Here is an 11,863-nt window from a genome sequence, read left to right as displayed (position 1 = left end):
CGCCGGCCCGACGGTGAGCCATGGCTCGCGAGCGGACGTGGACGGTGCGTGGACTCGTGGTGCTCCTGGTCGTCGGGGGACTGGCGCTGCAGCTGGTCATCCCCGGGGCCGCGGCCGGCGTCGCGCGCACGTTCCCCGAGGTCACCCACCTCGTCGTGCCCTACTCGCTCGCCGCGATCGCCGCGATCGCGTGCCTGCAGGTCGCCCTCGTGGCGGTGTGGTTCCTGGTCGCCAGCCCGCGCCCTCTCACGAGCCCGAGCCGGTGGATCGCGACGTGTGGCGTCGCGGCGGCCACCGCGATCTCGGCCGTCGTCCTGGTCCACCTCTCTGGCCCGGACGGGACCGGGGGCCCGCTGCCCGTCCTGTTCCTGCTGGCCTCCGTGGTGTGCGGGACCGGGCTGACCGCGTGGGGGCTCCTGGCCGGCCGGGCGCTCGACGAGGCGTCGGTCTTCGCCCGCCCGGCGCGCGACCTTCCTCCGGCGAGCTGGTCTAGCCAGACCTGACAGGGAGCGTGGCCACCAGCGCCGCGACCTCGTGGTCGTCCAGCGTCAGGCCCAGGTCGGCGAGGACCGGGCCGAGCTCGTCGTCCTCGGCCTCCCGCTCGGACACCGTCCCGCCGGGATCGTCGACCCGCAGCGTGCGCCCGGTGAGCCAGCGCAGGCGGTCCTCCTCCTTGCGCTGCACGCGGATCGCGTGCGTGAAGTGGGACCGCGCGCTGGTCGACGTCACGTGGTTCGCGCCCTCGACATCGACCAGATACGTCGCCTCGTCGGGCACGGTGTAGAGCGAGGCCCACTCGCCGGCGCGCTGCTCGGAGAGCCGCCAGCCGCCGGCGACCAGATCCGTCCGGAAGGACCACGCGCCCTGCCGCACCACGGCCCCGTCCCGCAGGACCACGGGCTCGAGCAGCCCGGCGCCGAACCCCGTGTCCGCCAGGACGACCTCGTCACCGACCCGGACCAGCAGCACCAGGTGGGACCGCGGCCGCGGCTGGACGGCCGGGTCCCCGATCCGGGCCAACCGCCGCTCGACGTCATACCCGAGCCGCTCGAGCGCGGCCGCCAGGAGCAGCGCATGCTCGTAGCAGTACCCGCCGCGGCGCTTGCCGACGATCTTCGCGGCGACGTCCGGCAGGTCGACCGAGACGCCGCGGCCCAGCATCACGTCGAGGTTCTCGAACGGGATCGCCGCCAGGTGCGCGCGGTGGATCGTCGCGAGGTCGGAGTCTCGCGCCGCGCCGATCCGTCCCAGGTACGCGTCGAGGTCGAGCCGGTCCACGCCCCACTGGTCGTCCACCCGCAGAAGTCTGCCCGAGTAACCGTGCGGCCGGGAGTCGGCCCGGCGGGCAGGATGGCGACGTGCTCCTCACCGTGACGTCGACGGCCGCCGATGCGACCGACCTGGGCTTCCTCCTGCACAAGCACCCGGACCGGGTGCAGCGGTTCGAGCTGCCCGTCGGTGTCGCGCACGTGTTCTACCCCGAGGCCACGGCGGAGCGATGCACGGTCGCGCTTCTGCTCGAGGTCGACCCCGTCGCGCTGGTCCGCGGGCGGGCCGCGAGCCAGGACCAGTACGTCAACGACCGCCCGTACGCGGCGTCGTCGCTGCTCGCGGTCGCGCTGGGCAAGGTGTTCTCGACGGCCAGGAAGGGCCGCTGCGCCCTGCGCCCGGACCTCGAGGGCGTGGCGCTGCCGCTGACCGTGCGCGTGCCGGCCGTCCCGTGCGCGGACGGCCCGGAGCTCGTCGAGCGGCTGTTCGCGCCGCTCGGCTGGGACGTCGCCGCCCGCACCGCGCCGCTCGACCCGGAGGTCCCGCAGTGGGGCGACGCCCCGTACGTCGACCTCGCGCTCGTCGGGACCCTGACGCTCGCCGACGCGCTCACGCACCTGTACGTCCTGCTGCCCGTGCTCGATGACACCAAGCACTACTGGGTGGGGCCCGACGAGGTCGACAAGCTGCTGCGCGCCGGCGGCGACTGGCTCGCCGAGCACCCGGAGCGCGAGCTCATCACGCGCCGCTACCTCGCGCACCAGCGCGCGTACGTCGACGACGCGAGCACGCGGCTCGACGGCCCCGCGACGGAGCCGGCCGCCCAGCCTGCCCCCCGCGTCTCGCTGGCACGGGTGCGCCGGGACGCGGTCGCCACCGCGCTGCGGGACGTCGGCGCGCACCGGGTCGTGGACCTGGGCTGCGGCGAGGGTGCCCTCCTGCGGGACCTGGTCACCGACCCGGCGTTCACCGAGCTGGTCGGCATCGACGTCGCGGCGCGCGAGCTCGACCGCGCGGGGCGGTGGCTCGAGCGGCTCTCCGACCAGCAGCGTGCGCGGGTCACGCTGCGCCAGTCGTCGGCCACCTATCGCGACCCGGCGATCGCCGGGTTCGACGCGCTCGTGCTCATGGAGGTCGTCGAGCACCTCGACCCGGACCGGCTGCCCGCGCTGGAGGCGACCGTGTTCGCGCACGCCCGCCCGCACGCGGTCGTCGTGACGACCCCGAACGCCGAGTACAACGTGCTCTACGAGCGCCTCCAGCCCGGCGGGATGCGGCACCCGGACCACCGCTTCGAGTGGACCCGGGGGGAGTTCGCCGCGTGGGCCTCGGGCGTGGGCGAGCGGCACGGGTACGCGGTCGAGCTGCGGGACGTCGGCGAGCCCGACGAGGCCCTCGGGGCACCCACGCAGCTCGCGATCCTCACGGAGGTGGCCCGATGATCGGCATCCCCGAGCTCTCGCTCGTCGCGCTCGTCGGGACCTCCGGCTCGGGCAAGTCCACGTTCGCCGCGCGCCACTTCGGGCCGTTCGAGGTCGTCTCGAGCGACTACTGCCGCGGTCTGGTGGCCGACGACGAGAACGACCAGTCGGCCACCAAGGACGCGTTCGAGCTGCTCGGCGCCATCGTCGCCAAGCGGCTGTCCCGCGGGCGACTCACCGTGGTCGACGCGACCAACGTGGGCCGCGAGGGGCGCAAGCAGATCCTCGACCTGGCCCGGGCGCACGACGTGCTGCCCGTGGCGATCGTGCTCGACGTCCCGGTGGCGGTCGCGCTCGAGCGCAACGCCGGGCGCGCGGACCGCGACTTCGGGGCGCACGTCGTCCGCCGCCAGCACGACCAGCTGCGCCGATCGCTGCGCGGCCTCGAACGCGAGGGCTTCCGCACCGTGCACGTGCTGTCGGGCGTCGAGGAGATCGACACCGCGCAGGTCGTGCGCGAGAAGCTGCGCAACGACCTGCGCGACCGGCACGGACCCTTCGACGTGATCGGCGACGTGCACGGCTGCCTGCCCGAGCTCACCACGCTGCTCGGCCGCCTCGGCTACGCGATCACCCGCGACGAGCGCGGCCCGGTCGACGCCGCCCACCCCGACGGTCGCACCGCGGTGTTCGTCGGCGACCTCGTCGACCGCGGCCCCGACAGCCCGGGCGTGCTCCGTCTGGTGATGGGCATGTCGGCGGCCGGCCACGCGCTCGCGGTGTCCGGCAACCACGAGGCCAAGCTGGTTCGCGCGCTGCGCGGGCGGCAGGTCCAGGTCAGCCACGGGCTCGAGACGACGCTCGAGCAGCTCGCCGCGGTGCCCGACGACGAACGCCGAGCGGTGCTCGACTGGTGCGACGGCCTCCTCGCCCACCTGGTGCTCGACGACGGGCGACTCGTCGTCGCGCACGCCGGGCTCAAGGAGGAGTACCACGGGCGCGCCTCGGGCCGGGTGCGCTCGTTCGCCCTCTACGGCGACACGACCGGTGAGACCGACGAGTTCGGCCTGCCCGTGCGCTACCCCTGGGCGCAGGACTACCGCGGCCGCGCCACCGTCCTCTACGGCCACACGCCCACGCCCGAGCCGGAGTGGGTCAACAACACGATGTGCCTCGACACCGGCGCCGTCTTCGGCGGCCGGCTCACCGCGCTGCGCTACCCGGAACGCGAGATCGTCCAGGTCGACGCGGAGCAGGTCTGGTACGAGCCAGCCCGGCCGTTCCCGGCCGTGGCGGACGTCCGCGCCGACGACGACCTCGCGATCACCGACGTGCTCGGGTCGCGCGTCGTGGAGACCGCTCACCACGGCCGCATCACCGTCCGCGCCGAGCAGGCCGCGGGCGCGCTCGAGGTGATGAGCCGTTTCGCGCTGCACCCGCGCTGGCTGCCCTACCTGCCGCCGACGATGGCGCCCGTGGCGACCTCGCCGCGCCCGGACTTCCTCGAGCACCCGGACGAGGCGTTCGCGGCGTTCGCCGCCGTCGACGTGCCGCGCGTGATCTGCGAGGAGAAGCACATGGGCTCGCGCGCCGTCGTGCTCGTGTGTGCCGACGCGTCCGTCGCGGCCCGACGCTTCGGGGGCGAGCCCGGCCGGACCGGTGCCGTCTACACCCGCACCGGGCGGGCGTTCCTGGACGACGACCTCACGGAGCAGCTGCTCGCCCGCGTCCGCGCGGCCGCCGCGCCGGTCTTCGCCGAGCTCGGGACGGACTGGCTGCTGCTCGACGCCGAGCTCCTGCCGTGGTCGCTCAAGGCGGACCCCCTGCTGCGCACCCAGTACGCGGCCGTGGGTGCGGCCGCCCGCCTGGCGCTGCCCGCGGCGCTGTCCGCGTTGGGCACGGCCGCGGCCCGCGGCCTGGACGTCGCCGACCTCACCGCCCGGACCGCGGTGCGGCGCGAGGACGCCGACGCGTACTCGGCCGCCTACCGCCGCTACCGCTGGGACACCGACGGGCTCGACGGCGTGCAGCTCGCGGTCTTCCAGGTGCTGGCCGCCGAGGGCTCGACCTTCCACGACCGCGACCACCTGTGGCACCTCGCGATCGCCGACCGCCTCGTCGCCGCCGACCCCGAGCTGTTCCGCACCACGGGCCGCGTCGTCGTGGACACCGCCGATCCGGCCGAGGCCGTCGAGTGGTGGACGACGCTCACGGCCGCCGGCGGCGAGGGCATGGTCGTCAAGCCGGTCACCAACCTCACGCGCACCCGCCGCGGGCTGGTCCAGCCCGGCCTCAAGGTGCGTGGTCGCGAGTACCTGCGGATCATCTACGGCCCGGACTACACGGTCCCGGAGAACCTGGTCCGCCTCAAGGACCGGCACATCGGCCTCAAGCGCTCGCTCGCCCTGCGCGAGTACGCGCTGGGCCTGGAGTCCCTCGAGCGCCTGGCCCGTGCGGAGCCCCTCTGGCGCATCCACGAACCGGTCTTCGCGGTCCTCGCGATGGAGTCGGACCCGGTGGACCCCCGCCTCTAGCCCCCCGCGAGTGCTACCCCGCGAGTGCTACCCACGCGTGGGTAGCACTCGCGGGTGGTGGGTCAGCGGTACAGGCGGATGTCCGCCAGGGACCACCAGTTGCCGGCCTCGCCCGCGGCATTGACCCGCAGGTAGCGGGCCGTGGTGCGGGTGTCGACCGTGGTCAGCTGGCCCGTGCCGGTCCCGCTGCCGATCGTGTGCCAGATGCGGCCGTCGCGGCTGGCGGTCAGCGTCCACGACCGGGCGTAGTCGCCCAGGTTGTCGCCGCTGTCGATCGCCACCTGCCGGAACGTCTTCACCTTCCCGAGGTCGACCTGCAGGTACTGGCCCGGGGCTTGCGCGGCACCGCTCGACCAGCGGGTCGAGGCGTCCCCGTCGATGGCGAGCGCCGCGTCGGACGGGTTGAGCGACGCGTTCGCGGTGGCGTGCGTCATTGGCACGGCGTGCAGTGCCGGCTTCAGCGCGCGCGAGGCGGGCCACGTGAACGTCGCCAGCGATCCGCCGGGCAGCGTGTACTCGAACGTGCGGTCGCCCACGGCGACCGCGAACGAGCGCGGGTCGTCGTTCTCGTTGTGCACGACGAGCGCGGTCGAGCCGTCCGGGTTCCGGAAGGCCACGTCCATGATCTGGCCGTTCCACCCGGTGGTCCCGAACGACGTGGACCCGATGCGCACGGCGCCCGGCTTCACGAACTTCGAGAGGTGCCCGATCGTGTAGTACTCCGCGTCGGTCCGCACGGTGCCGTCGTCGGCCACCGTCACCAGGCCCGTGCAGGTGTCGCAGCCGCCGAGGTGCGGGCCGCCGTCCTCGCGCAACGCGATGTTCCAGTTGACGACCGACTTGGCCCAGTTCCGGGTCGTGCCGATGGTCAGCGTCCGGGCGTGCCAGGTGAGCGTGCCGCGGAAGATCTGCTCAGGGGTGTCGGTCGCGCCGTGCGAGCCGGAGCACTCCGTGAACCAGATGCCCTTCTTCGGGTAGGCGTCGTGCAGGGCGGTCTGCGCCGACGGGTCGCCGTAGTAGCAGTGGTAGGCGGTGCCGGCGACCCACTTCGCGGCCGGGCTGTCGAGCAGCTGGTACGGGTAGTCCGTGCCCGGGTCCTCACCGGGAGGGGTGTTCGCGGCGTCGTTCGGGTGCGTCTCCCAGTTGTGGTCGTAGCCCAGGATCTGGGTGCGCGGGCTGGCCTTCTTCAGCATCGGGCCGAGCGCCTCGATGACCTTGATCTGCTGCGCGACCGGCATGTCCGTGCCCGGGTACTCGCTGGGCGTGCGGTTCTGCGGCTCGTTCTGCACGGTCAGGTAGTCGACCGGCACGCCCGCCTTCGCGTACGCCTGCACGAACTTCACCAGGTAGCGCGCGTAGGCGTCGTAGATCTTCGGGTCGTCCTTGAGGCGGCCGCCGACGAGGGAGTCGCCGGTCTTCATCCACGCCGGCGGGCTCCAGGGGGTGGCCAGGACGGTGAGCTGCGGGTTGAGCCTCTTGGCCTGGCGCAGCAGAGGCAGCACCTGCTCCTCGTCGTGCGCGATGCTGAACCTCTTCAGCGGGAGGTCCGTCTGGCCGGGGGCGACGTCGTCGAACGTGTAGTGCTCGTCGGCGGCGGTGAAGTCCGACGAGCCGACGGGCTGGCGCAGGAAGCTGACGCCGATGCCCGCGCGGGGGTCGAACAGCTTGCGCATGGTCGCGTCGCGGGTCGCCTTCGGCATCGCGGCCAGGAGCGCCGCGGACGAGTCCGTGATCGAGGCGCCGAAGCCGTCCATCGTCTGGAAGCGCTGGTTCGGGTCGACGACGATCGTCGTGAGGTCCGACGCGTCCTTCGTGAACGCGACCGGCGCGCGCTGGTGCAGCAGCTCGGCGCGGTCGACCGTCGTCACCCACACCTGGGCCTGCGGGTCGTCGTGCCTGGCGCCACCGTGCGCGGCGGCCGGGGTGGTGACCCCGACGACCAGCGCGAGCGCCGCCGTGGCGGCGAACGTGGATCTCCTCATCGCACTCTCCATTGAGTCGAGTCATGTAACATCCTGAAACATCGGACGAATCGCCCGACAAGTGACAGAACACCCGCGATTTGTGTGCCTGTCAACCGCTGCAGCCTGTGAAACAGGAGATGTAACGATGGCGCGGTCCACGGTGCGTGAGGTGGCCGCCGAGGTCGGGGTGTCGATCGCGACGGTCTCCCGGGTGCTCAACGGCCAGGACAACGTGACTCCCGCGACGAGGGCCCGCGTCGAGGCCGCTCTGGCCGCGCGAGGCTCGTCGGCCCCCTCGCCCCGCGCTGCGGCGGGCGTCCGGACCGGGCCGGTCTTCGTGCGCTGCCCCTACGTGCTGTCCGACTACTTCGGCCCGATCGTCTCGTCGATCGCGGAGGCCCTCGACCTGCACGGCCGGAGCATGCTGCTCGACGCGGGCGAGTCCGCACAGGCCGCGCACCCGCTCGCCACCCTGCCAACCCGCGACGTCGCCGGAGCGGTGCTCGTCCTGCCGCCGGAAGCCGACGACGAGCTCGTCGCCCTCCGGAGGCGCGGCTTCCCGTTCGTCGTCGTCGACCCGCGCGTCGCCCCGCCCCGGGACATCGCGGCCGTCTCCGCGGCCCACTTCGCCGGCGCCCGGCAGGTCACCCAGCACCTGCTCGGGCTCGGCCACCGCCGGATCGGCGTCGTCGCGGGTCCGCGCGAGTGGGTCGCGGGCAACGACCGCTACTCGGGGCACGCCGCGGCGATGGTCGACGTCGGGATCCTGCCGCCCCCCGAGCTCGTCCGGTTCACCCACGCCACCTCCGACGACGGCGAGCGAGCGGCCGGCGAGCTGCTCGACCTGCCGGACCGCCCGACGGCGCTGGTCTGCTTCAACGACCAGAGCGCGGTCGGCGCACTGCGCGCCGCCGCCGCGCGAGGGCTGCGGGTGCCCGACGACGTCTCGGTGGCCGGGTTCGACGACCTCGAGCTGAGCCGTGCGACCACACCGCAGCTCACGACGGTCCGGCAGCCCCTCGCGGAGATGGGCCGGATCGCGGTGAGCCTGCTGGTCCGCCTCCTGGAACGCCACAAGCTCGACGCGCTCCACGTGGAGCTCGCGACGGAACTGGTGCCGCGCGGCTCGACCGGCCCGGTCCCACCCGCCTGACCCGGGGGCTGGTGGGCGCCAGCGGTGCCACTTCCACCAGGACTGGGAGCGCGTCCAGTTGCGGCCGGTTCCCACGCCTACTTTCCACTCAGTAAGGGTTGACAGCCGCTGCCCGAACGGTACGTTTTGTCCTACCTCGTGACGGCCGGTGCTGCACCCGACGAGGCGCCAACGAGGGCGCCTCGATCCCAGGTCGGCACGCACCGAGACGAGGCCCGACATTGACCTCCCCTGCAGAAAGGTCGATTCATGCTGCCCACCACGCGCCGCCCGCACCGGCGGACGCACAGCCCTCGGTCAGCCCGGCGCCTCGGCGCCGCCGTCCTCTCCCTCGCCCTCGCGGCAACGGTCGCGGCCGCCGTCGCGTCGCCTGCAAGCGCTACCAACAAGAACGAGCCGGACCTGGGCCCGAACACGATCGTCTTCGACCCGAGCATGCCGGTCGACCAGATCCAGGCGACCGTCGACGCGATCCACGACAAGCAGGTCGACGCCGAGATGGGCGACGGCCGCTACGCGCTGCTGTTCAAGCCCGGCACCTACGGCACGGCCGAGCACCCGCTGCGGTTCCAGGTCGGCTACTACACCGAGGTCGCGGGCCTCGGCCTCAACCCCGGCGACGTCAAGATCAACGGCGCGATCGAGGTCTACAACCGCTGCCTGCCGGTGGAGCCCGGAGCCGACAGCAACTGCATCGCGCTGGTCAACTTCTGGCGGTCGCTGTCGAACCTGTCGATCAACTTCGTCGGGGGCGGCGACGGCTGCCGCGACTCGGCCAACTTCTGGGCCGTCTCGCAGGCCGCGCCGATGCGCCGGGTCGAGCTCACGGGCGCGAACCTCTCGCTCATGGACTACTGCACCGCCGGACCGCAGTACGCCAGCGGCGGCTTCATCGCCGACTCCGCGCTGCCGTTCGTGGTGAGCGGCTCGCAGCAGCAGTTCCTCACGCGGAACAGCTCGGTCGCGGGCTGGAGCAACTTCGTGTGGAACCAGGTGTTCTCCGGCGTGGAGGGCGCGCCCGCGGGCGGCCCGTTCACCGACGACAACAAGTACACGACCCTCGCCGCGACGCCGCTGTCGCGTGAGAAGCCGTTCCTCTACGTCGACGCGAAGGGCAAGTGGAACGTCTTCGTCCCGGACGCGATCAAGGACTCCTCGGGCACGTCCTGGAAGTCGGGCTCGACGGCGGGGAAGTCGATCCCGCTGAACAAGTTCTTCGTCGCCAAGCCCGGTGACAACGTCAAGTACCTCAACGCGGCCCTCCTGGCGGGCAAGCACCTGCTGCTGACCCCCGGGATCTACCACAACAGCAAGCCCATCACCGTGGTTCGGCCCGACCAGGTGGTGCTCGGGCTCGGCCTCGCGACGATCGTGCCCGAGAACGGCTCGGTCGGCCTGCAGACCCTCGACGTCAAGGGTGTGAAGATCGCCGGCATCATGTTCGACGCCGGCGCGCAGAACTCCCCGGCGCTGCTCAAGGTCGGCACGGCGCTGTCGAAGATCGACGGCCTGCTGCGCAAGCAGCACCTGTCCGACCCGAAGGACCCGACGACGCTGAGCGACGTCTTCTTCCGGATCGGCGGGGCGCACGTCGGCAAGGCCACGCAGTCGCTGGTGGTCAACTCGAACAACGTGATCGTCGACCACACCTGGGCCTGGCGCGCCGACCACGGCGTGGGGGGCGTGGGCTGGGACGTCAACACCGCGGAGACCGGCGTGCTGGTCAACGGCAACGACGTGCTCGCCACCGGCCTGTTCTCCGAGCACTACCAGAAGTACAACGTCGTCTGGAACGGCGAGCGGGGCAAGACGATCTTCTTCCAGAACGAGCTGCCGTACGACGCGCCGAACCAGGCCGCCTGGCAGCACGGGAAGACCCTCGGCTACGCCGGCTACAAGGTCAGCGACAAGGTGGCGACGCACGAGGCGTGGGGCCTGGGCAGCTACATCTACACCAACGTCGATCCGACGTTGCACGCCACGAACGCGTTGGAGGTCCCGGAGCGCAGCGGCGTGAAGCTGCACAACATGATCATCGTCTCGCTCAACAACGCTGGGACGATCGACCACGTCGTCAACGGCGTGGGCGGTCCGGCGGTGGGGGCACCGGGCGGGTCGACGACGGCCTACCTGGCGGAGTACCCCGCGCCCTGACGCGGGAGTGACGAGGGGCGGGCCATCGGGAGTGATGGCCCGCCCCTCGTGCGTTCAGGCGTGCGTCAGTACCGGAACGCGCGCACCTCGACCGGCAGGCCGGTGGCCGCGGAGAACCGCTTGCCCCACCCGATCGCCTCGGCCTCGTCGTGCACGTCCACGATCGTGAAGCCGCCCACGTGCTCGGCGGTCTCGACGAACGGGCCGTCGAGCACGTCGCCCTCCGGCCGGATCGTCTTCGCCGCGGTGGGCGGCTCGAGGCCACCCGCGAAGACCCAGAGGCTCGCGGTGCGCAGCTCCTGGTCGAGGGCGTCGACGTCCTTCATGATCTGATCGAGATCGAGGTCACCCGGCGGCGGCCCGGCGGGCTCGACGACGTTGAGCAGGTACTTGGCCATGGCGGTCCTCCTGGTGTCTGCGGTCATGGACATGACGCGCGAGCAGTGCCCGGATCGACAGCCTCAGGGCACGTAGTCGAACGTGTCCGGGTTCGGTCCCGTGCGCTCGTCGCGGTTGAGGCCGTCGATGGCCGCCATGTCCACGCCGTCGAGCTCGAAGTCGAACAGCGCCAGGTTCTCGCGGATCCGCTTCTTCGTGACCGACTTGGGGAAGACGATGTCGCCGCGCTGGATGTGCCAGCGGAGGGTGACCTGCGCCGGCGTGCGGTCGTGCGCCTCGGCGATGCGGACGATGGTCGCGTCGTCGAGCACCTTGCCCTGGGCGATCGGCGACCACGCCTCGGTCGCGATGCCGTGCTCGGTGCCGAACGCGCGGACCTCGGCCTGCGTCAGGTAGGGGTGCACCTCGATCTGGTTGACGGCCGGGACGATCGTGGAGCCGTCGATCAGGCGGCGCAGGTGGTGCGGCTGGAAGTTGGAGACGCCGATGGCCTTCGCGCGGCCCGAGCGGTAGATCTCCTCCATCGCGTGCCACGTCTCGACGAAGTCGCCGACGGTCGGCAGCGGCCAGTGGATGAGGAACAGGTCCACGTGGTCGGTGTCGAGCGCCTCGAGCGTCCGGTCGAACGCGGCCGCGGCCACCTCGGGGTCGTGCGAGTCGTTGTTGAGCTTGCTCGTGACGAAGACCTCGTCGCGCGGCAGGCCCGAGCGCTTGATGGCCTCGCCGACGCCGGCCTCGTTGCGGTACATCTGCGCCGTGTCGATGTGCCGGTAGCCGGCGTCGAACGCGGTGACGACCGCGTCGGCGGTCTTGTCCGGCTCGATCTGGAAGACGCCGAAGCCCAGCTGGGGGATCTCGACGCCGTTGTTCAGGGTGATGACAGGGATGGTCGACATGCCTCCATCAGACCCCGCGCCGGGGCGCTCCGCGATTTGTGGGAGGCCCGCGGCCGTGGCAGCGTCGGCCTTC

At 72.3% G+C, this 11,863-nt stretch carries 9 protein-coding genes; 5 read left to right on the top strand and 4 right to left on the bottom strand.

Annotated features, from left to right (window positions below; all coding sequences use genetic code 11):
* Positions 1-20: 20 nt before the first annotated feature.
* Positions 21-503, top strand: coding sequence for a DUF2975 domain-containing protein (locus EDF34_RS14805; protein ID WP_123372258.1), 483 nt, complete (start codon positions 21-23; stop codon positions 501-503).
* On the opposite strand, the gene EDF34_RS14800 is transcribed toward EDF34_RS14805, so the two are convergent.
* Complete coding sequence (locus EDF34_RS14800) at positions 490-1,296, bottom strand: arylamine N-acetyltransferase (RefSeq protein ID WP_158615099.1); 807 nt, start codon at positions 1,294-1,296, stop codon at positions 490-492. The genes EDF34_RS14805 and EDF34_RS14800 overlap by 14 nt on opposite strands.
* 62 nt (positions 1,297-1,358) lie before the next feature.
* Here EDF34_RS14800 and EDF34_RS14795 point away from each other — a divergent pair, with 62 nt between their 5' ends.
* Together EDF34_RS14795 and EDF34_RS14790 are read left to right on the top strand one after the other, a co-directional pair.
* Positions 1,359-2,711 carry a 3' terminal RNA ribose 2'-O-methyltransferase Hen1 gene (locus tag EDF34_RS14795; RefSeq protein ID WP_123372256.1) on the top strand — a complete coding sequence of 451 codons (1,353 nt, stop codon included), beginning with the start codon at positions 1,359-1,361 and terminating at the stop codon, positions 2,709-2,711.
* A complete protein-coding gene (locus tag EDF34_RS14790; protein ID WP_123372255.1) occupies positions 2,708-5,224 on the top strand; it encodes a polynucleotide kinase-phosphatase in 2,517 nt (838 codons plus the stop codon). Before EDF34_RS14795 ends, EDF34_RS14790 begins: the two co-directional genes overlap by 4 nt.
* Positions 5,225-5,286: 62 nt before the next feature.
* Here the strand turns inward: EDF34_RS14790 and EDF34_RS14785 are convergent, their stop codons facing one another.
* Positions 5,287-7,206, bottom strand: coding sequence for a discoidin domain-containing protein (locus tag EDF34_RS14785; RefSeq protein WP_123372254.1), 1,920 nt, complete (start codon positions 7,204-7,206; stop codon positions 5,287-5,289).
* 127 nt (positions 7,207-7,333) lie between these two features.
* Here EDF34_RS14785 and EDF34_RS14780 point away from each other — a divergent pair, with 127 nt between their 5' ends.
* Positions 7,334-8,341, top strand: coding sequence for a LacI family DNA-binding transcriptional regulator (locus tag EDF34_RS14780; protein ID WP_123372253.1), 1,008 nt, complete (start codon positions 7,334-7,336; stop codon positions 8,339-8,341).
* Positions 8,342-8,590: 249 nt separating this feature from the next.
* The gene (locus EDF34_RS14775; protein WP_123372252.1) at positions 8,591-10,495 is read left to right on the top strand and encodes an adenylyl cyclase; all 1,905 of its coding nucleotides are present in this window, start codon (positions 8,591-8,593) and stop codon (positions 10,493-10,495) included.
* Between the two features lie 65 nt (positions 10,496-10,560).
* Here EDF34_RS14775 and EDF34_RS14770 read toward each other — a convergent pair whose 3' ends face one another.
* Both EDF34_RS14770 and EDF34_RS14765 read right to left on the bottom strand, forming a co-directional pair.
* Positions 10,561-10,893, bottom strand: coding sequence for a YciI family protein (locus tag EDF34_RS14770; RefSeq protein WP_123372251.1), 333 nt, complete (start codon positions 10,891-10,893; stop codon positions 10,561-10,563).
* 63 nt (positions 10,894-10,956) lie between these two features.
* Positions 10,957-11,790, bottom strand: a complete 834-nt coding sequence (locus EDF34_RS14765; RefSeq protein ID WP_123372250.1) for an aldo/keto reductase — start codon at positions 11,788-11,790, stop codon at positions 10,957-10,959.
* Positions 11,791-11,863: the final 73 nt, after the last annotated feature.

This window comes from Cellulomonas sp. PhB150 (assembly GCF_003755175.1).
In the GTDB taxonomy this organism is placed as follows: domain Bacteria; phylum Actinomycetota; class Actinomycetes; order Actinomycetales; family Cellulomonadaceae; genus Cellulomonas.
Note: the sequence above shows the minus strand (reverse complement) of the source record. Positions and strands in the feature narration are given on the sequence as shown.

Coding starts and splice junctions, on each gene's coding strand:
- EDF34_RS14805 (WP_123372258.1), top strand. CDS start 21: ATGGCTCGCGAGCGGACGTGGACGGTGCGTGGACTCGTGGTGCTCCTG.
- EDF34_RS14790 (WP_123372255.1), top strand. CDS start 2,708: ATGATCGGCATCCCCGAGCTCTCGCTCGTCGCGCTCGTCGGGACCTCC.
- EDF34_RS14785 (WP_123372254.1), bottom strand. CDS start 7,206: ATGAGGAGATCCACGTTCGCCGCCACGGCGGCGCTCGCGCTGGTCGTC.
- EDF34_RS14780 (WP_123372253.1), top strand. CDS start 7,334: ATGGCGCGGTCCACGGTGCGTGAGGTGGCCGCCGAGGTCGGGGTGTCG.
- EDF34_RS14775 (WP_123372252.1), top strand. CDS start 8,591: ATGCTGCCCACCACGCGCCGCCCGCACCGGCGGACGCACAGCCCTCGG.
- EDF34_RS14770 (WP_123372251.1), bottom strand. CDS start 10,893: ATGGCCAAGTACCTGCTCAACGTCGTCGAGCCCGCCGGGCCGCCGCCG.
- EDF34_RS14765 (WP_123372250.1), bottom strand. CDS start 11,790: ATGTCGACCATCCCTGTCATCACCCTGAACAACGGCGTCGAGATCCCC.